General features: G+C 62.7%; 13 protein-coding genes and 2 pseudogenes. 4 read left to right on the forward strand and 11 right to left on the reverse strand.

Translation table 11 applies throughout. The annotated features are described in order from the left end of the window. Positions 1–6: 6 nt before the first annotated feature. From LDP01_RS06910 to LDP01_RS06920, 3 genes and pseudogenes are all read right to left on the reverse strand, one after another. A complete protein-coding gene (locus tag LDP01_RS06910; RefSeq protein WP_224088140.1) occupies positions 7–3,537 on the reverse strand; it encodes an ATP-dependent helicase in 3,531 nt (1,176 codons plus the stop codon). Beyond that, positions 3,534–6,852, reverse strand: a pseudogene (locus LDP01_RS06915) (ATP-dependent helicase). The gene LDP01_RS06910 and the pseudogene LDP01_RS06915 overlap by 4 nt, the downstream one beginning before the upstream one ends. Beyond that, positions 6,849–7,265 (reverse strand): MGMT family protein, encoded by a 417-nt coding sequence (locus tag LDP01_RS06920; protein WP_224088142.1) that lies wholly within the window; start codon positions 7,263–7,265, stop codon positions 6,849–6,851. Before LDP01_RS06920 ends, LDP01_RS06915 begins: the two are co-directional and overlap by 4 nt. Positions 7,266–7,331: 66 nt before the next feature. Between LDP01_RS06920 and LDP01_RS06925 the strand changes: the two genes are divergently transcribed. The 4 genes and pseudogenes from LDP01_RS06925 to LDP01_RS06940 all read left to right on the forward strand — a co-directional run bounded on the left by LDP01_RS06925 (position 7,332) and on the right by LDP01_RS06940 (position 10,828). Continuing rightward, the gene (locus LDP01_RS06925; protein ID WP_224088144.1) at positions 7,332–8,042 is read left to right on the forward strand and encodes a 3'-5' exonuclease; all 711 of its coding nucleotides are present in this window, start codon (positions 7,332–7,334) and stop codon (positions 8,040–8,042) included. A gap of 323 nt (positions 8,043–8,365) precedes the next feature. After that, positions 8,366–9,316, forward strand: coding sequence for an ABC transporter substrate-binding protein (locus LDP01_RS06930; RefSeq protein WP_224088146.1), 951 nt, complete (start codon positions 8,366–8,368; stop codon positions 9,314–9,316). 12 nt (positions 9,317–9,328) lie between these two features. Beyond that, positions 9,329–10,094, forward strand: a pseudogene (locus LDP01_RS06935) (amino acid ABC transporter permease). Continuing rightward, on the forward strand, positions 10,091–10,828 hold the full coding sequence (locus LDP01_RS06940) for an amino acid ABC transporter ATP-binding protein (protein WP_224088148.1): 738 nt from the start codon (positions 10,091–10,093) through the stop codon (positions 10,826–10,828). Before LDP01_RS06935 ends, LDP01_RS06940 begins: the two are co-directional and overlap by 4 nt. Positions 10,829–10,962: 134 nt before the next feature. Here the strand turns inward: LDP01_RS06940 and LDP01_RS06945 are convergent, their stop codons facing one another. The 8 genes from LDP01_RS06945 to hemQ form a co-directional block, all read right to left on the reverse strand. Next, on the reverse strand, positions 10,963–12,243 hold the full coding sequence (locus LDP01_RS06945; protein WP_224088150.1) for a glycoside hydrolase family 3 N-terminal domain-containing protein: 1,281 nt from the start codon (positions 12,241–12,243) through the stop codon (positions 10,963–10,965). Positions 12,244–12,385: 142 nt separating this feature from the next. Then, positions 12,386–13,705: a glutamate-1-semialdehyde 2,1-aminomutase gene (hemL, locus tag LDP01_RS06950; protein ID WP_224088161.1), complete on the reverse strand. Its 1,320-nt coding sequence runs from the start codon at positions 13,703–13,705 to the stop codon at positions 12,386–12,388. 54 nt (positions 13,706–13,759) lie between these two features. Next, entirely contained in the window at positions 13,760–14,875 is a 1,116-nt protein-coding gene (locus LDP01_RS06955) for an LLM class flavin-dependent oxidoreductase (protein ID WP_224088162.1), read from the reverse strand. Next, complete coding sequence (gene hemB / locus LDP01_RS06960) at positions 14,875–15,855, reverse strand: porphobilinogen synthase (RefSeq protein WP_224088163.1); 981 nt, start codon at positions 15,853–15,855, stop codon at positions 14,875–14,877. The genes LDP01_RS06955 and hemB overlap by 1 nt, the downstream gene beginning before the upstream one ends. Continuing rightward, a complete protein-coding gene (locus LDP01_RS06965) occupies positions 15,852–16,745 on the reverse strand; it encodes a uroporphyrinogen-III synthase (RefSeq protein WP_224088164.1) in 894 nt (297 codons plus the stop codon). The genes hemB and LDP01_RS06965 overlap by 4 nt, the downstream gene beginning before the upstream one ends. Position 16,746: 1 nt before the next feature. Beyond that, positions 16,747–17,733, reverse strand: a complete 987-nt coding sequence (gene hemC, locus LDP01_RS06970; protein ID WP_224088165.1) for a hydroxymethylbilane synthase — start codon at positions 17,731–17,733, stop codon at positions 16,747–16,749. Continuing rightward, positions 17,730–18,953, reverse strand: a complete 1,224-nt coding sequence (locus LDP01_RS06975) for a ferrochelatase (protein WP_224088166.1) — start codon at positions 18,951–18,953, stop codon at positions 17,730–17,732. Before LDP01_RS06975 ends, hemC begins: the two co-directional genes overlap by 4 nt. Then, the gene (hemQ, locus tag LDP01_RS06980) at positions 18,950–19,651 is read right to left on the reverse strand and encodes a hydrogen peroxide-dependent heme synthase (protein ID WP_216924089.1); all 702 of its coding nucleotides are present in this window, start codon (positions 19,649–19,651) and stop codon (positions 18,950–18,952) included. Before hemQ ends, LDP01_RS06975 begins: the two co-directional genes overlap by 4 nt. Between the last annotated feature and the right edge of the window lie 47 nt (positions 19,652–19,698).

A 19,698-nucleotide genomic window follows, 5' to 3' on the forward strand; every position in this document is an offset into this window, starting at 1 on the left:
TTCCTTCTACCCGGAAACCCCACGCGCGGGATCGTTCATGAGGGCCTCGTCGATGATCTGCTCGAGTTCCTCGGCACTGCCCAAGTCATGCGGACGCACAACAGCATCCTCCGCCACGTAATAGAACGCCGCGCTGACTTCCTCCACGGGAACGCCCTTCAACCGCGCCCATGCAAGACGGTACACAGCCAACTGCACGGCTTTCGCTGCGAGCTGTTTGCCTGCAGGCCTGCGTCCTGTTTTCCAGTCGATGAGTTGCCATCGCCCGTCCGCGTCGCGGAAAACGGCGTCGATACGTCCGCGGACCACCAAGTCACCGATCCTCGTTTCCACAGGCACTTCCACAAAGGCCGGGGCCCGATGCGCCCACTCGGACTGCTTGAACGCTTCAACCATTTGATCCAGGCCGTACGCTTCGTCGATATGGGCATCCGAGCCGGGTGCTTCGTCGATGTCCAACATGCCGGTTGTTCCGAAGTACTCCTCCACCCAGGCATGGAAAGCTGTGCCCTTTCGGGCCGAAATGCCCGGTTCCCGGGGCACGGGTCGGCGCAGTTGGGCCAGCACCGCTGCGGGATCTGCGCCAAGGTCAACGAACAGGGAGGCCGAGATGTGGCTGGGCAAGTGCACATCCTGTCGAAGCTTTCCCTGAAGCCGGCGATCCAGTAGAAGCTGGGCTTCGTGTGACCACCTCCCCGGGTTGCCTGTCAAAGCTTCCGGGGATGCTTGAGAAGCGGACTCCTCCATGAATTCACGTACCCGGGCCGCAGCCCGGTCCATGGCGGCACGACGCCCGGGAACGAGCCTGATGCGGGCTCCCGTACGGGGATCGGACGGGCCTTCGAGTGGATCATACGGAAATTGAGCCACTTCCAACGTGGCGGTGAGCGGGCTGCTATCGGGCAGCGATTCTTCGGCTACCGACTCGGGGTGGACCACAACGCTGTGGACATTCGCGACAGCCAGGGCGTCCCCGGACGAGGAGGACACTCCCGCGAGCGGCGCCAGCTCGGAGAGGAACGACGACATCCCTGCCATACCGGATCTGGACCCATTCCATGCGGAGCTGGACACCATCAAAACAAACTTGGCCCGCGTGTAGGCGACGTACGCAAGCCGGCGTTCTTCGGCTTCGCCATGATGTTGAACTTCCGATTTGAAGTCCTTCTCAGCGTCCAGCCACCCCTTTTGGTCGTTGTGGTCAAGATCCCACTGCGGCAGATCAGCCCGGTCACCGCGCAACGGCCATGGCAGGGCGGCTGCGCCGCTGCTCCATCGTGAGTCCCTGTTGCTGGGGAAGGAACCTGCGTTGAGCCCGGGGACAAAGACGACGTCCCATTCCAGCCCTTTGGAGGCGTGGACTGTTAAGAGTTGGACTGCTTCCCGATTGGTTTCAAGAGGAGCAATGTCCAGGCCACCTTCCTCCGAGGCTGCGGCTTCCAGCCAGGAGAGGAAAGCCAGGAGATCGATCCGCTGGGAGGTCTGCAGGAATCCGGCGGCCGCGTCCTGGAAGGCATCCAGGTTCCGGCGTGCTTGGTGGATGCTGACGCCAGGCTTTGCGGCCACCTCGATATCCAGCAACATGGCACGTTCAACCTCGCCGAGCAAGGTTGTCAGGTCATCCCCAATGTAGGTGCGAAGGGTGCGCATTTCCTCCGACAACCTCGTCAATCGTTCCAGGGCTGGAAGGCTCAGCGACCTCCCATGTCCTGATGTCCAGCCCGGCCGCGGCAGGAAGTCCAAGGCTTCCACAAGGCTCGCTGCGTCAGTGATGTCGCTTTCCATCACGACAGCAGCCGGGTCTTCGTCCGCCACCTCAGGGGTGTTGCCGGGTCCTGACCTCCGTTTGGCCAGGAAACGGGACCAATCATTAAAGGCCATGAGGTCCGCTGGCCCAATGCGCCATCGTGCTCCGGCCAGAAGCCGCATCAAAGCATCGGAACGGCCCGGATCAGCCAGAACCCGCAGCGTTGCCACCAGGTCCACTATTTCAGGCGTGTCCAACAGACCCCCGAGGCCAACGATCTCATAGGGAATTCCTTGAAGTTCGAATTCCCTCCGAAGGCATTCCATCTGCGCGCGTCGCCGGCACAGAACCGAAATGGTTGGCTTGACCGGAGTACCGTCTTTCTCTTCCTCGAAGACGGTCCTCTGGTACCGCCGGACGTCGCGGGCAATAGCGCCAGCCTCGTCTTCGTCTGTGCTGAAGCGACCGATAACAACGCTGCCTTCGGCCGCGGCCGGACTCGGCACCAGGGGTGGAACCGCCACGCCACTTGCAGTGTCCCTCTCCCCCGCGGGGCCGTCGGCTGCTGCGGCTTTATTCAAGGGCGCGGCAATAGTGTTGGCTGCCTGGAGGATGTTCCTGCCGTTGCGCCAAGCCGTGGTCAGGTAAGACGTTGGCGCCACAGAATAGGAGTCTCCGCCAGATGCTTGATCGTTGTGCCTCACGGGGAACTCCTGCACAAAGTGGAAGAGCTGTCCTGCGGAAGCGCCGCGGAATCCGTAGATCGATTGGTTCGGGTCCCCTACCGCGGTGACGGCATGACCGCGGCCGAAAAGGCGCGAAAACAAGACAAGCTGGGCATGCGAAGTGTCTTGGAACTCGTCCAGCAGCACCACCTTGTAGCGTGCCCGCTCCGTGGCGGCGGCCAACGGTATTTCCCGCGAGATGCGGGCTGCAAGTGCCACGAGGTCCCCGAAATCCAGCACTCCCCTTTGACGTTTGGCATCCTGGTAGCGCAGAACCATATCTGCGACGCTGGCCCGGGTGCGCAGCATGGCAGCGAGCTCCCCTGCCGCCTGCGTGGGGCTCTTCTTTGCCCCGGCCGCATAAGGGAGTTGCTCGAAGGACTGAACGCGTTCCAGCACCCAGTCCCGGACGGTGGCGGGGTCCTGCAGGTGTTCCGCGCACTCGCCGGCCAGCTGGATGACGGCATTGACGAGCGTCGACTTTGCCGCGGTGAAATGCTCGTATTCGCCGTCGTAAGCCTCAACAACCTCGCTTGCCAACTGCCACGATTGGGCACCGCCGAGCAGGACGACATCCCGCTCGATGCCCAACCTCAATCCATAGTCCGAAACAATTCCGCTCGCGTAAGAGTGGTAGGTGGACACTTTGGGCTCGAGGTCGTCGGCACCCAGAAGCCCTTCCGGGAAGCCGATGCTGCCATCGTCTTCGTTGGCTATGCGCTGGAGGGTGGCCAGTTTTGCCCGGATTCTGCTGGCCAACTCGCCGGCAGCTTTACGGGTAAATGTCACACCCAGGACTTCCTCGGGCCGGACCCAACCATTGGCCACGAGCCACACAACGCGGTCTGCCATGGTGGCGGTTTTTCCCGACCCCGCGCCGGCAATCACCAGCCGTGGCGTAAGGGAGGAAGCGATGATGCTTGCCTGCTCTGCGGTGGGGTGGTTCTTTTCGCCAAGGATGTCTGCCAGTTCCGACGGGGAGAACCTGGGAACGGGCAGCCCGGACTCCCCTTCCAGGATTCCGGCATCCCTGCTGCCGGATCCTTCAAGAAGATCGGTAGTCATTCAGTGACCTGCTTTCCTCTGGCGCACAGTGGGCAAATATCGGGCAGACGGCAGCCATCTCCGCCGTGTCCCGCTTTGCTCGGATCATGCCGGGCTTCGAACGTTGCGCCGGCCATGAGTTCCGCGGCCTCATGGACCAAAGCCTCTGCCCAGTTGTCGTCGGGCTCGAGTGGATCCTGCTGTTGAATCCCCGGGCTCTTGGTCTTGGTTCCCAGCTGTGCAAGGACGGCCCCACCTGGAACAGGGTGGCCGGACTCCCCAAGTGCGCCCGCATCCTCGAATGCACCTTTGAGCACCGCTGCCTGGTACGCCCCCAGCTGGGGGTGCCTGGCTACTTCGGCCTTGCCCGGCTGGCGTTTTCCGGTTTTGAGATCGACGATCACCAAACGGCCTGCGGCGTCGATTTCCAGGCGGTCAACCTGTCCGCGGAGCACAGCGTGCCGAGTGGCGGCCGAATCATCTGCATCCTCATTCAGACGTGCAGAACCCAGGTGGACGTCAGGAAGTTGGACTTCGAAGTCGTGCTCCACCGCCAGCAGGCTCCTGCCTTCGCTTCGCATGATGAGCACGTACTGGGCCAATTTGCGAACCATCTGTTCCGCACGCTGGTAATCGAGCTTTCCTTCCCAATTGTCTTTCATGCCAAGGGTGGGCCAGCGGCGAACGAGTTCCGCAACGTACTGCGTCCCTGAAGCGTCCGGCAGCTCCTGTGCAATGCTGTGCACCAGTGTGCCAAGGCTCCGTGCGAAGTCCGTGGCAGCTTCTCCCCCGGCCGCTTGCACAAACCAATCCAGTGGGGACTTGTGGACGGTCTCCACCTTGGATGGCGATACCGCAACGGTGCCTCCCGGTGGGACAACCGCCTCCTCGGAGCTCAAGGGCGCCAAGCCCCACCAGGTATCCGGATGGGCTCCGGCCACGGGTGGATCAACAGAAGCAAGACGAGCCAGCACACGTGCCGCCTCGCGCGCCGTGGGTGTTTCGCCGTTGGCGTCTTGGTCTTCAGCCTGGGCATGCTGCCTCAACTCGGCCACCAGCGCACGAAGAGTCATGGGTCGATCCACCGGGGTGTAGTCGCGCCGGTACTCGCCGGAAGCCAACGGTGCGACATAATCCAGGAAGGCGGAAGGTTGTTCGTCCTCCGAAGAGACAGCCGTGCAGATGAGGACCTCCCTGGCGCGTGAGACCGCAGTGGAGAAACTCCTGAGTTCGTCGTAGCGGATGTCCCTGAGCCTGCTGAGGGGTCCGCGGCCCAACGCGTAGTCGACTCCATGCTCCACGGCGTCCGCAAACAGGGTGCTGCCCAGGAGTTCCCCGCGTAGACGGGTATTCGGCCAGACACCTTCCTGCAGGCCGGCCACGATCACCACAGGCCATTCGCGGCCAGCCGCACTGGCAGGAGTCATGATTTCCACGCATTCCTCAAGCTGGGCCCTGGCCGCAAGGGTGTCCATCGGAAGTTCCTGGTTCAACAAGTAATCGAGGAACTGTTCCGGGCCTGAGCCGGGCAGTTGATCCACAAAACGCTCCGCCGTGTGGAACAGCGCCATCATGGCGTCAAGGTCGCGGTCAGCGCGCGCCCCTGCACTCCCTCCTTCCAGCGCGGCGTCGGACCAGCGTGGCGCCAATCCCGTGGCGTGCCATAGCGCCCAGAGGACGGATTCCGCGTTGGCCCCGGGTTCGGCTGCTGCGGCACTGCCGGCAGCAATCATCCGTGCAAGTCGTCGGGCAGGGTTTCCTTCAATTCCCAACGAAGCCAGCGCTCCCGGTTCAAGCAACGCTTCCACCAGCAAAGCGTCACTGGAACGTCCGCCGCCGCCAAGCAGCTCCTCGCGCCGGAGAGATTGACGGAGGCGGCGGAGCTCAATGGCAGACGCTCCACCAATGCGCGAAGTCAGGAGGGAAACAGCGGTTTCGGGAGTGAGCTTGGCCGGATCAAGGATGACGGCGAAGACTTCCAGGAGGGGCCGCACGGCCACCTCATCCCGGACTGCGGAATCAGCCACAGGAACGCGCACGGGAATTCCCTGTCCATTGAGGTACCGCTGGAGTTGCGAGATCAATCCACCATTTCGGACAATGACGGCAATATCACTGAAGTCCCGGCCCTCACGCAATTGCGCTTCCAGAATCCGCTGTGCAACGTATCGGAGCTCATGGACAGGAGAAGGCAGCACGTGTCCTTCCACCCGCCCGCCGTTGCTGATTTCCCGGGCGCCTTCGATGGACTCCGGCTGTTCGAGTCGCCTCGCCTTTTGGCCCCCGGATCGTTGTGAGATACGTGCGGCAACCCTTGTCCAGGCCCGCGCCACCTCGGGGCGATGACGATGCGTGGTCCACAGTGGCCGCTCAAGAACCCCGTGGCTTCCCTCGAGAAGCACGGGCAGCTCCGGGACAAGGTCCGGCCGCGCTCCACGAAAGCCCTGCACCACCGTGTCAGGCGAATACGTAACTATGGCGTCCTTGCCCTCGGCAATATCCGCCAGGAGTTCAAACACGGCAGGATTGGATTCCTGGGCATCGTCCACGAGAACCAGCTGCAGCCGGTCACGCTCAGCGGCCAGGAAAGCCGGCGAGTCCTGGAAAATCTGGCGCGCCGTGGTGATGATCCCTGCGGGATCAAAGGCCTCGGGCATGCGGAGGTCCAAAACATCCCGATACTCGCTGTAGAGCTGGGCGGCCGCCATCCAATCCGGACGCCCACATTCATAGGCGAGCCCCACCAGGTCCTCTGCAGTGCGGCCGGACTCGATAATGCGATCAAACAATTGGCGGATCTCGTGGCGGAAGCCGCGGGTGGGCAATGCTGCGGAGAGGTCCTCCGGCCAAGGCAACTGATGCCCTGGGCGGGAATGGCCTTCCAGCAGCTCCTTGATGATCAGATCCTGTTCCGGTCCGGAAAGGAGCTTCGGCGGACGGGGCAACGGCAGGACGCCTTCCGCTTTGGCTCGCCGGATGACGTCGAAGGCGTACGACGCCCAGGTGCGCGCCGGCGTCGTACTGAGGCTTCTGTCCAGGCGACCGGTGAAGGTGTCCCGCAAGGCGGCCGCGGCGTGTCGGCCAGGAGCGAGAATAAGTATCCGTTCGGGATCCACGCCGTCTTCATTAACACGGCGGACCGCCGATTCGACCAACACCGTGGACTTTCCGGTGCCAGGGGCCTCCAGGGACCAGGACAGGTCCGCCTCCTTGCCTGACTGACACAACCGCACGCTGGTCCGGAGACAGGTCAGGCGCCGCGTAGTGAATCTCGCGCGGCGGTAGCAGGCGGAGGGCTGCCGGGGCTTGGCGGGTTTTGGTAGCTGTTGCGGTCACACAGTCATTTCATCATCGGGCACCGACAAATTATGGAGCTGACGCTCCAACTGGTCCGAGATCACATCAATACGATCGAATTCAGCATCAGTTGGCGCCCATCGTGCAGCTCCAAGGTCCACGCGCCAGCGGCCCTCACCAGTCCGCAGGAATTCCTCAAAGGCGCCGTGCAGGGGCGTGGACTCCTGCACATAATGGCGCAGGGCCTCTGCCTCGTGGCCGGGCGGGGCATCCCCGCTTGCCCGTAGGACACGCCACCAAGCTACGGAACTGCCGTAGTGGCTCATCACCGCGCCCACCTGCCTGGGTCCGCCGGCTCCAAGAAGTTCTGCGACGTCACCATATGACAGGGCCGTGCCGGGCGGAACAAGGTCCACGACAGCCAGCACCGCCGTCACATACTCCATCCGCATGTGCTCCAGCGTAGCCGCAGGAGTGTCGCGCCCAGTACTGTCAGTGCCAGCCGGTAGCGTGAAAACATGAGCTCCTGGAACACCCTCCCCCGCGCTGCCTTCGACCTCGAAACTACTGGGAAGAATTCCCGTTCCGCCCGCATCGTCACCGCTTCAATCACTGTGGTGGATGCGCACGGACAACTCATCAAAGAGCATGAATGGCTGGCGGACCCCGGGGTGGAAATTCCCGTGGAGGCCAGCGAGGTCCACGGAGTGACTACGGAGAAAGCCCGCGCGGAGGGCCGCCCGGCGGCCGAGGTCACGCGCGAGGTGGCAGCGGTTCTTCAGGAATTGTTCGACGACGACACCCCGGTCATTGCATTCAACGCCAGCTACGACTTCACGGTGCTCGCTGCAGAGTCGGCACGGCATGGCGTCCCGCAACTGACCCGTTTCCCAGTATTGGACCCCTACGTGATGAACAAGCAGGTGGACCGGTACCGCAAGGGCAAGCGGACCCTGACCGCTTTATGCGAGGAATATGGCGTGATCCTGGACAACGCCCACACCTCCGCTGCGGACGCCTTGGCCACCCTGCGGGTTCTGGATGCCATGGCTGGCAAATTCCCCAAGTTGCAAATGCCTGCCTCCAAGTTGCACCATTTGCAGGTGGACTGGGCCGCTTCCCAAGCGGCTGACTTCCAGGAGTATCTGCGGCGGAGCAAACCCACCGCTGTCATCGAAGGCGAGTGGCCCGTACTGCCACCCGAGGATGCCAGCCGAGGCGGCTTCTGAGGCAGATTTCGGCCCGGACGGCCCGCAGTTGGGACGCAAGTCACAAGAATTTCGAAGGTCCCCGCGCACCAGCGTGGTGCGCAGGGATTTCATCACTCAGGCCATCACCGGAACAGTTCGGGGAAGACAGGGCTAAGGGTAGGAACTTTCTTCGGAAAAAACGAGCCAAGGCAATCACTTGTTCGATTCACCAGCCGTTCGGGGGCTGGTGACATAATTAAGTTTGGCGGGTTGAAGTCTGCTAGGGCAGCCATCCCCATACTTGCTGCCACGTTCCCCGCCCACCGCGAACGTCTCTGTGACCCGACGAAAGTGATTTCTTCATGAAATTCAAAGCCCTCAAGTGGCTGTCTGCTGCTCCCGTAGCAGCGGCCCTGGTGATCTCCTTGGCAGCATGCGGCGGAGGAACCTCCCAGCCCAGCGGCTCGCCCACCGACGCCCTCGCCGGCAGTGACCAGCAGACCCTGGACAAGTACACCACCGCGGACGTCACGGCGCTGGACAAAATCGACAAGTCGAAGCTAGGCCTCATCACGGACGGCACGCTGCGCGTTGGAACCCTGTCCGATGCACCGCCGAACATCTTCATCGACCCTTCGGGCAAGTTCACGGGTTATGACAACGAACTCCTTCGCGCCATCGGCGACAAGCTTGGCCTGAAGGTGGAGTTTGCATCGACTGACTTCTCCGCCCTGCTGTCGCAGGTAGCAAACAAGCAGTTCGACGTCGGATCCTCCTCGATCTCCACCACGGATGCCCGTCGAAAGACCGTCGGCTTCACCAACGGCTACGACTTTGGCTACATGGCCGTTGTGACCAAGAACGACGCCAAGGTCACCGGCTTCGCCGACCTCAAGGAAGGCGTCCGGATCGGCGTCGTTCAGGGCACCGTTCAGGATGACTACGTCACGAACACCCTCAAGCTGGAGCCCGTTCGCTTCCCTGACTACAACACTGTTTATGGCAACGTGAAGAACGGTCAGATCGACGCTTGGGTTGCTCCGTCCCAGCAGGCTTCGGGCCAGGTCAAGGACGGCGACGGTACCAAGATCGCCGAAAAGGTTGTCAACACTCAGAACTTCACGGCCTACGCCGTGAACAAGGACAACCAGCCCCTCCTCGATGCACTGAACGCCGGCCTGGATGCCGTTATCGCTGACGGTACGTGGACCAAGCTCACCTCCCAGTGGTACACCGACCGCCCCACCGCGGCCGAGCAGACTCCCCAGGGCTGGAAGCCGGGCAGCAAGGCCGTCCAGATCCCGGCCAAGTAACCCGGGCGTTCCATGGATATCCTCAAGCAACTGGCTGACACCTTCCTTGACTGGGAGGCGATGGGCGAAGTAATTCCCAAGATGTTCGCCGTCGGCCTGCCGAACACACTGGTGCTCGCTGTCATTTCGGGCATTATCGGGACCCTGCTGGGCATGGCCCTGGCCCTGATGGGGATTTCCCGGAACGCCGCGGCCCGGTGGATTGCACGCATCTACACGGACGTCCTGCGCGGACTTCCGCCCGTGCTGACCATTCTGGTCATCGGATTCGGCTTTGGCCCCATTATCCGTGAACTGACCGGTTCCACGAGCCCCTACCCAATGGCCATCGCAGCACTGTCTTTGATGTCGGGGGCGTACATCGGCGAGATCTTCCGCTCCGGTATCCAGAGCGTGGACAAGGGACAGCTCGAAGCGTCCCGCGCCCTGGGGTTCGGCTACGGCGCTTCCATGCGCCTGGTGGTGGTTCCCCAGGGCATCCGCCGGGTGCTTCCTGCGTTGGTCAACCAGTTCATCGCCCTGATCAAGGAATCCTCCCTCGTCTTCCTCCTGGGGCCTGCTGGCCACGGAACGCGAGATCTTCCAGATCGGCAAGGACGCGGCTGCGACCAGCGGCAACCTCTCGCCCTATGTGGCTGCGGCAGTCTTCTACCTGGTACTCACGATTCCGCTCACGCACTTCGTGAACTGGATTGATGCCCGCTTCCGTTCAGGCAGGCCTGAAAAGAAAGAACCGGACGATGCTGCGGCGGTCGTCGGGAAGGGAGCCCACGCATGAGTGAATTCACATCCGGCACGTTGACGGCAAAGAACATCCATTTGTCGTTCGGCACCAACCACGTCCTGCGGGGAATTGACCTGCACGTTGAGAAGGGCACCACGGCTTCGGTCATCGGACCCTCGGGTTCAGGCAAGTCAACGCTGCTCCGCGTGATGAACCGGCTCATCGAACCGGACCAGGGCGACATCCTGTTGGATGGCCGTTCCGTCCTCAAGGACAACCCCGACGAGCTCCGGCGCCGGATCGGAATGGTGTTCCAGCAGTTCAATCTCTTCCCCCACAAGACGGTGGCCGAGAACATCTCCCTGGCGCTGCGTAAGATTCGCGGAATGTCCAAGGAACAGGCGCGTGAGGAGGCCTTGGCCCAACTGGACCTGGTCGGCCTCAAGCACAGGGCCGATGCCCGCCCTGCCAACCTTTCAGGTGGCCAGCAACAGCGCGTAGCCATTGCCCGTGCGCTGGCCATGAAGCCCGAGGTCATGTTCTTCGATGAGGCCACCTCCGCGCTGGACCCGGAACTCGTCAAGGGCGTCCTTGCCCTGATGACGGATCTCGCGCAGGGAGGCATGACCATGGTGGTGGTTACCCATGAGATGGGCTTCTCGCGCAACGTCTCAGACGTCGTGACGTTCATGGACGCTGGCGTAGTTGTGGAATCCGGTCCACCGGAGCAGCTTTTCAACAGCCCCCGGACAGAGCGGCTCCAGGGTTTCCTCTCGGACGTCCTCTAGTCTCCGTAGGGCAGCCAAACAGCAGACCCCGCCTCCGGACGATCGCCGTAGTGGTGAAAGTCAGGCAGCGGGGTTTCCTGCATTAAGCGCAACTGCGGTTGGGCACCAGCCAGTCCCTTGTCTTGTTTCCAGCATTACTTTCCGAGTTTCACAGACAACACTGTCAACGCCGCTGCGTCCACCTTGTTGCGGAAATCCGGCTCGGATTGCGCTTTCTGGAGTACGGCGTCATACATGGCGGGGATGCTTCCCGGGTCCGCGCAAACCAGCATCGTGCCGCCCGCTGCGAAGAAGTTGGTGGCGCGGTCCGCAGGGGTCCACGGCTTCAGCTGTGCTGCACTACAGACGTCATCCGAGAGGATAATGCCTTTGAAGCCAGCGTCCCCGCGAAGCATCTGCCCCATCACCACGGGCGAGAACGGCGCGATGTTGGCGGGGTCGATTTGGTCGTAGTAGGCATTGGACACCATGACCCATTGCACGCCGTTCGCAATGGCTGTGCGGAACGGTTCCAAGGCAGGATCATTCCGTGTGGTTTCAGTGTCCCTGACGTTCTGGCTGACATCGGTGTTGGGAACTACCCTGCCGAGGCCTGGGAAGTGCTTGACGACGGGTGCAACGCCCGCCTCCTTCATGCCTTGGGCAAAAGCGTTTCCGAGGTTGGAGACCTGCCCCGGTACATATCCGTACTCGCGTTGGAATTGTCCGATGGGAGCATTGGACGGCGCGAATCCAGGGCTCGTCACAGTATCCAGGACCGGAGCCAGATTGACGTTGACGCCAGCGCTACGGAGTTCCTTCCCCCAAACTGTGGCATCTGCCCGAAGCTTCGCGGGACCAGCTCCGGCTTGCACCAATGCGGCAGGGATGGTGGAGAAACCCGGACCGGCCAGGACCTGGACGTATCCACCTTCCTGGTCCGTGGCCACGAAGAGAGGGAGCCCACCGGTAGTTTCGGCGGAAACTGTCCGGGTGAGGGAGGCCACGACGGCAGCTGTGGCAGCAGTCCCGGCCTTGCTGCGACCACTCAAGTAGACGTTGCCAGCGTGGTATTTGGTGAGTGCTTCCATGGTGCCCGGCTCCGCACCCGTCGCCTTCGCGGCAATCATGAAGAGTTGCCCGACACGTTGCTCCAGGCTTAGCCCGGCAAGCTGTTGTTGCGCCGCGGACAGTGCTTCAGGGGTAGGTGGTGCGGAAGGTGGCTGGGAGACCTTGGGATCGGTTGAAGCCCCGGAAGTGGACTTGCCCGGAACAGGGGTGGTCGTCGGCGAAGGGGTACTTACAGGCGGCGAAACCGGTGCAGTTGTTGGGCCAGCGGTTTCATTTCCACTTGAGCAACCAGGCACCATTGTGACCAGGATTCCGGCCGCCGCGGCCCTCACGCCAAGGGATGCAATTGACTGGATCTTGCGCATGGTAAACCGTGAATTCGTTGGGGTTGGGTTTCCCTTACGAGCCTACCCCGGGAAGTCGCAGTGCCCCAGACTGCTTCGACCAGCCGGCTGGGGCACTGCGTTGTCCATGACCTCGGGATCGCGGACCTTGGCGATCGCGGACCTAGGCGATTGCGGCGGCCGCTGCCTTCGCAGCAGCCGGGAGTGCGTCAATGATCCTGTTCATGGCAGCGTCGTCATGCGCCGCGGACAGGAACCAGGCCTCGAAGACCGACGGCGGCAAGTAGACGCCGGAATCCAGCATCGAGTGGAAGAACGGTGCGTAGCGGTAAGCTTGCTGGCCCTGGGCGTCGTCGTAGTTGTGCACGCCGTGGGTGGAAGTACCGAACGCAACCGAGAACAGGTTGCCTGCACGCTGGATGGAGTGGTCCACGCCTTCGGCATCAAGTGCGGAGGAAAGAGCTGCGGACAGCTCCAGCGAACGGGCGTCCACATAGGCGTAAACGTCAGGCGTGGCATGGGTAAGCGTTGCGACGCCGGCAGCCATGGCCACAGGGTTTCCTGACAGCGTGCCTGCCTGGTACACCGGGCCAACGGGTGCGAGGTAATCCATGACGTCGGCGCGTCCGCCGAGGGCCGCCGTCGGCATTCCGCCTCCAATAACCTTGCCGAAGGTGAGCAGGTCCGGGGCCCATCCTTCCTGACGGCCTGTGAGCCCCCAGTAGCCGGCGTAACCGGTCCTGAAACCGGTGAGGACTTCGTCGAGGATGAGGAGCGCCCCGTGGTCCTTGGTGATGCGGGACAGCCCGGCATTGAAGCCCTCGCCCGGGGTGACGACACCCATGTTTGCCGGGGCAGCTTCGGTAATCACGGCCGCGATGTTGTTGCCGTGCTTGGCGAAGGCAGCTTCGACAGCTGCGAGGTCGTTGTAAGGCAAAACAAGTGTCTCAGCTGCGGTGGCTGCCGTGACGCCGGCCGAACCGGGGAGGGCCAACGTCGCGAGGCCGGAACCTGCGGCTGCCAACAGGCCGTCCAGGTGACCGTGGTAGCAGCCGGCAAACTTGATGATCAGGTTGCGGCCGGTAAAGCCGCGGGCGAGGCGAACCGCCGTCATGGTGGCCTCGGTGCCCGTGGACACCATCCGCAGGCGTTCGACGGCGGACACGCGCTCCTTCACGATCTGGGCGAGGTTGGCCTCATCCGGGGTGGATGCTCCGAAGGACAGACCGCGGTCCACGGCAGCGTGCACGGCATCGAGCACGGCGGGGTGGGCATGGCCGAGCAGGGCCGGGCCCCACGAGCAGACAAGATCTACGTATTCCTTGCCATCAGCGTCAGTGAGGTAGGCGCCCTTGGCCGAAACCATGAATTTCGGTGTGCCGCCAACGGACCCGAACGCACGCACGGGCGAGTTCACTCCGCCGGGCATGAGGGACCGGGCTCGATCGAAAAGCTGGTCGGACACAGGGGTGTTTGAAGTCATGGTTCCTATTCTTTCAGTCATTCAGAAGCGTCTTTCGGTGATTCAGCATCGCAGCTATGAAGCGTCCGCCAGCAGCTCCGCGACCCGTGGGGCCACTTCAGTGCCGTACAACTCGATGCAACGCATCATGGATCCGTGCGGGAGGGTGCCGTTGCTGTATTTGAGGTCGAAGCGGTCCACGCCGAGGTTGCGCTTGAGCAGGACGATTTTGCGGGCCACCGTCTCGGGAGAACCCACATAGAGAGCGCCCTCCGGGCCGCACATTGCGTCGAATTCCCCGCGGTTTCCCGGACCCCAGCCGCGCTCTGCCCCGATTCTGTTGCGCTGCTCCAGCCAATGCGGAAACAGTTCTTCCCGGGCATGCTGGTCAGTGTCTGCAATGAAGCCGGGCGAGTGCGTTGCGATCTGTCGCATGGAGTGACCGTATTTGGCCATTGCGTCGCGATAAAGATTTACCAACGGAGCGAAACGGCGGGGCTCTCCCCCGATGATCGCGAAGATAATCGGATAGCCATATTCCGCGCACCGCAACACGGATTCAGGTGTACCGCCCACGCCTATCCATGCCGGCAGCAAATGGTGCTGCAAACGCGGGTAGACCTGGAGTCCGTTCACGTTGGGGCGGGTGCGCCCTTCCCAATGAATCGGTTTTTGGGCCCGCACTTTGTCAAACAGCTCAAGCTTTTCTTCGAACAGGACGTCGTAGTCCGCCAGGTCCAGTCCGAACAACGGGAAGGACTCAATGAATGAGCCCCTGCCCAACATGACCTCCGCCCGGCCATTGGAGATTGCGTCTACAGTGGCGAAACGTTGGAAGACCCGGATCGGATCATCCGAACTAAGTACCGTCACGGCCGATCCGAGCCGGATCCGGGATGTCACTGCGGCAGCTGCCGCGAGGAAGACCTCGGGAGCAGATACAGCAAAATCGCGGCGGTGATGCTCTCCCACGCCAAAAGCATGGATGCCCAGGGCGTCAGCCAGCTTTGCTTCCTCAAGCAACTCCCGCAGGACCTGGGCGTGCTCCTTGGGATTGCCGTCGGCATCGAGGCCCGCGTCCCCGAAAGTGTTCAGGCCGAGCAGGATTTCGGCGGCGCCCACCGGTGCGGTGGGGTCGGATTCAGCCCTGGATGCAGACGGAAATCCCGGTTCGGAAGGCACTGCGGTCATCAGGACTCCTTCAGCCAGCCTGCCAGTTCGGAGGCCCAGTAGGTCAGGACAGTATCGGCTCCGGCCCTTTTGATGCCCAGCACTGACTCGGTGATGGCGCCCCGCCGATCGATCCAGCCGTTGGCAGCGGCGGCTTCGATCATGGCGTACTCCCCGGAGATTTGGTAGGCCGAGACGGGTACGGGGCTCATGGCCGCAATATCCGCGAGGATGTCGAGGTAACTCATGGCCGGCTTGACCATGACCATGTCGGCGCCTTCTTCAAGGTCCAATTCAACTTCGAGAATGGCTTCGCGACGGTTGGCTGCATCCATTTGGTAGGTCCGGCGGTCACCCTTCAGCTGGGAGTCCACGGCTTCACGGAAAGGACCGTAGAAAGCTGAGGCGTACTTGGCGGCATAGGCCAGGACAACGGTGTTCTTGTGGCCCGAATCCTCCAACGCCTGGCGGATGACGGCGATTTGTCCGTCCATCATGCCCGAAGGTCCCAACACATGGGCGCCCGCCTCGGCCTGGGCAACCGCCATCTGGCCGTAGATCTCCAAAGTGGCATCGTTGTCCACGTATCCTTCGGCATCCAGAACGCCGCAATGTCCGTGGTCAGTGAATTCGTCCAGGCACACATCGCCCATGATCACGAGGTCATCGCCCACCTCGGCCTTGACGTCCCGGATGGCCTTGTTCAGGACACCTTCCGGGTCCAAGGATGCGGTGCCCCGTGCGTCCCGGACCTCTGGTACGCCGAACAGCATCATGCCGCCCACGCCAAGTTCCACGGCTTCCGCAGCCGCGCGCTTGAGAGTGTCGGTGGTGTGCTGGACGACGCCGGGCATTGAACTGATCGGGCTGGGCTCGCTGAGGCCTTCACGGATGAAGGCCGGAAGTATGAGGTCTGCGGGGGCCAGGCGTGTTTCTGCCGTGAGCCTGCGCATCGCCGGGGTGGTGCGCAAGCGGCGGGGACGGTGGTTCGGAAAGCTCATCTGGGGTTCCCTTCGTTGACGAATACTGTTTCCAAGGCGGCCGCGATGCCGTCCGAGGTAGGTTCTTTGGCGGTGGCTGCGACGGTGATTCCGAGGTGGGTGGCCTCTTCCGCCGTCGGACGCCCAATGGCTATGAAGCGGCACCCGCCCAAGGGCAGAAGGGTCTCCGCAATACGTCGCGCGGCGCTCGGGGAAGCGGCCACAACGGCGTCGAGAATCCCGGCGTCAATGGCCGCACGAGCTTCCGAGGGAGTCATTTCCTGCGGCTGTCCGGTACGGGAACCCGCACTGCCGGAGGCAGCACTGCCGGAATGCACGACGACGGCGGGTAGTTCCGCTTTCAGGCGCAGTCCCGTCCGGGCCGGGTAGTCCACCGTGTGATAGGCGGTCACCGATGTTACCTCTGCGCCCTTGGAGGCCAATCCGTCCCGCAGGCCGGGGCCCGCGATATCGGCTTGCGGGAGGAGAACCCGTGCAGGTTCCGGTTCCCATAGGGTGACGAGGCCTCCGGCAGATTGAAGGTCCGTGGGTGCCAGTGAGACGGTCAGGCCGATAGCTTCCAGGATCCGCTGTGACGATGGACCGATCGTTGCCACCCGCGTCCGTGATGGCACGAGGTTTGCCGGAAGCGTGCCACGCTCGGCAGCCTTTTCGAGCAGGACGCGCACGGTGGTGATGCTGCTGACCACCATCCAGTCAAAATATCCAGCGGCGAGCTGATCCAGGGCGGCGTTGAGGGAAGCCTGGTCCTCCGCCCGTTCGAAATCGATGAGGGGAAGCACCAAGGGCTCCGCTCCGAGCGTGTGCAGGAGCGAAGCAAGTGGCCGGGCACGGTCGGCGCTCCTGGTAATCAGGACCCGCCGACCGACCAAAGCCGATGTTTGAGTCACATCAGGACGCTGCAAGGTCCGCGATCTCCGCGGCACCGGCAGCGAGCAGGAGCTCCGCAACTTCGATGCCGAGCAACGTCGCCCCTACTTCGGTCAGCCCATCGGTGGCCTTCTTCTCGCGCACGGTCTTGGTACCGTCAACGGCGCAGACAACGGCTTCAAGGTGCAGCATGCTGCCCTTCCTGAACGCGTAGGCACCTACCGGCGCGGCGCAACCAGCTTCGAGCCGGGCCAGGACGGCACGTTCGGCTGTCACGGCAAGCCGGGTGTCGGCGTCGTTTAATGCGGCGAGAGCCTGGGCGAGAACGCCTTGGGAGCCTTCCAACTGCGGGGCGTCCTCCGTACGGCATTCGATGGCTAGCGCGCCTTGGCCCGGGGCAGGCAACATGACATCCGTCTCGAAGAACTCGCTCACAGTGTCCAGCCGGTCCATCCGTTCCAGCCCGGCCGCAGCGAGCACTACGGCGTCCAGGTCGCAGGACTTGCCGGGAACAACTTCGTCGGTGACGTTGCCGGGAAGCCCGGGGACGCGTCCCAGGCGCGTGTCCACGTTGCCACGGATATCCAGCACCTCAATGTCAGGCCGGGCCGCCCTTAGCTGTGCAGCACGACGAGGTGAACCCGTACCTACCTTGGCACCACCGGGCAATTCGGCAAGGGTTAGTCCATCCCGTGCACACAGGACGTCCCTGACATCCACGCGCTTGGGGGTAGCGGCGATGCTCAGTCCAACTGCAGCCCCCGTGGGCAGATCCTTCAAAGAATGGACAGCGACATCGCAGGTTTCGGCAAGCAAGGCATCCCGCAGGGCCGCCACGAAGACACCCGTGCCACCCATCTGCGACAGCGAGCCGGTCTTGACGTCGCCCTCGGTCTTGATGTGCACCAGCTCCACCGGGAAGCCACCAACAGCCGCCAGCTGATCGGCCGTCTGCTGGGTCTGGGTCAGCGCGAGCTTGCTGGCCCGGGTGCCAATGCGAATGGTCACTTGCTGGCCTCCGTGGAGGAGTAAGCGTCATGGCCAACACCGATAGTGGAACCGACCTCGGCAATAGCCGGCTTTGCTCCCCGGAAGTTTTCGCAGCAATTGGGGCGGCAGACATCGTACCAAGGACCAAGGTCCGTTACGTGGGGGCGATCGGCGATGTTGTTATCCACCGTGCGTTCACAGATCAGGTCAACCAGCCCGGAAACAAAGGCAGCGTGCGTTCCCGGGGTGGGGACGCGGGTGGCTTCCATCTCCAGGTTCCTGCAGGTCTCCAGGGCCTCGGTGTCCAGGTCCCAAGCAACCTCCATATGGTCACTGACAAAGCCAAGGGGAACGATCACGACGCCGCGTACGCCTTCGGGGGCGATTTCTTCGAGGTGATCGTTGATGTCCGGTTCCAGCCAAGGAATGTGCGGCGCGCCGGAGCGGGATTGGTACACGAGGTCCCAGGCCACGTTCGGGGCAACGGCATCCATGATGGCCTGGGCATTTGCCAGGTGCTGTGCCGCGTAGGCCGATCCTTCCGCGAATTCGCGCGGCTCGTCCTCGGACCGGCCGGCTGCTTCGGCGTCGCGCGTGGGGATGGAGTGGGTAGCAAACAAGACCCGGATTTTTGAATCGGGATCGGATTCACCGGCGGCTGCCAACTTGCCGCGGATCTCTTCCAGCCCGGCGGCGGTCCCCTCAAGAAAGGGCTGGACAACACCGGGGTGGTCGAAGTACTGGCGGATCTTGTCCACCTCGAGCTTGCCGTCCAGTCCTGTTTCGGTCAGGGCGATGCCAATGTCTTCACGGTACTGGCGGCAGCTGGAGTAGCAGGAGTAGATGCTGGTGGTGAGCATCAGGATGCGGCGGTGGCCGGCGTCGTAGGCGTCCTGCAGGACCGGAGCGATGTACGGGTCCCAGTTCCGGTTGCCCCACAGGACCGGAAGCTCGATGCCGCGTTTGGCCAATTCGGCTTCGATTGCGGCCTTCAGTTCGCGGTTCTGCTGGTTGATGGGGCTGATGCCCCCAAACGCGCGGTAGTGGTGTGAGACCTCTTCAAGGCGCTCATCCGGGATGCCACGGCCCCGGGTGACGTTGCGAAGGAAGGGAATGACATCTTCCTGGCCTTCAGGACCACCAAAGGACGCAAGAAGCACGGCATCGTACTGCTTTGCTTCCTGACGGCCACGCCCGGTGACTTCGTTGGGGGTGGTGGAGACGGCAAGGCCACTCATGCGAGGACCTCTGCAATCTCGGCGGCAGTCACGCGGCGGCCGGTGTAGAACGGAATTTCTTCGCGGACATGGTTGCGGGCGTCGGTTGCGCGCAGGTGGCGCATGAGGTCAACGAGGTCAACGAGTTCAGGTGCCTCCAGGCCCAGGATCCATTCCCAGTCACCCAGCGCGAACGAGGAAACAGTGTTGGAGATGACCTGCGGGAACTCCCGGCCCAGCATTCCATGGTCACGCAGCATCTTTCCGCGTTCTTCCGCGGGAAGCAGATACCACTCGTAGGAGCGGACGAACGGGTAGACGCACAGCCAGGTGCTGGGCTCAACGCCCCGTGCGTAGGCCGGAACGTGGCTCTTGGCAAACTCGGCTTCCCTGTGGACGCCCATGGCGGACCAGACGATCTCAGTGCCGGCAAAGAGCTTGCTGCGGCGAATGGAACGGACGGCTGACTGGAGGTCTTCCGGCTTGGATCCGTGGAGCCACACCATGATGTCGGCATCCGAGCGCATGGCCGAAACGTCGTAACTGCCCCGCAGCGTCACGCCTTCTTCGGCGAGCTTCCCTTCAAGGGCTTCGAATTCCTGGGCAGCATCGCCGCTGCGCAGGACATCGGCCGAGCGTTTGAAGACGGTCCAGAGCGTAAAGAACTGCTCTTCGGTTCCAGCAGTTTTAGTGACAGATTCGGCAGAAGTGTGGCTCATGGTTCAAGTTTGCCCCGTGCCAGCCACTAAGTCGAAACGGATCACTT

The sequence above is a fragment of the Arthrobacter sp. StoSoilB13 genome, assembly GCF_019977255.1.
GTDB lineage: Bacteria > Actinomycetota > Actinomycetes > Actinomycetales > Micrococcaceae > Arthrobacter.

What these genes read in the sequence shown, in the direction of transcription:
- LDP01_RS06910 (WP_224088140.1), bottom strand. Translation starts at nt 3,537, where the DNA reads ATGACTACCGATCTTCTTGAAGGATCCGGCAGCAGGGATGCCGGAATC.
- LDP01_RS06920 (WP_224088142.1), bottom strand. Translation starts at nt 7,265, where the DNA reads ATGCGGATGGAGTATGTGACGGCGGTGCTGGCTGTCGTGGACCTTGTT.
- LDP01_RS06925 (WP_224088144.1), top strand. Translation starts at nt 7,332, where the DNA reads ATGAGCTCCTGGAACACCCTCCCCCGCGCTGCCTTCGACCTCGAAACT.
- LDP01_RS06930 (WP_224088146.1), top strand. Translation starts at nt 8,366, where the DNA reads ATGAAATTCAAAGCCCTCAAGTGGCTGTCTGCTGCTCCCGTAGCAGCG.
- LDP01_RS06940 (WP_224088148.1), top strand. Translation starts at nt 10,091, where the DNA reads ATGAGTGAATTCACATCCGGCACGTTGACGGCAAAGAACATCCATTTG.
- LDP01_RS06945 (WP_224088150.1), bottom strand. Translation starts at nt 12,243, where the DNA reads ATGCGCAAGATCCAGTCAATTGCATCCCTTGGCGTGAGGGCCGCGGCG.
- hemL (WP_224088161.1), bottom strand. Translation starts at nt 13,705, where the DNA reads ATGACTTCAAACACCCCTGTGTCCGACCAGCTTTTCGATCGAGCCCGG.
- LDP01_RS06955 (WP_224088162.1), bottom strand. Translation starts at nt 14,875, where the DNA reads ATGACCGCAGTGCCTTCCGAACCGGGATTTCCGTCTGCATCCAGGGCT.
- hemB (WP_224088163.1), bottom strand. Translation starts at nt 15,855, where the DNA reads ATGAGCTTTCCGAACCACCGTCCCCGCCGCTTGCGCACCACCCCGGCG.
- LDP01_RS06975 (WP_224088166.1), bottom strand. Translation starts at nt 18,953, where the DNA reads ATGAGTGGCCTTGCCGTCTCCACCACCCCCAACGAAGTCACCGGGCGT.
- hemQ (WP_216924089.1), bottom strand. Translation starts at nt 19,651, where the DNA reads ATGAGCCACACTTCTGCCGAATCTGTCACTAAAACTGCTGGAACCGAA.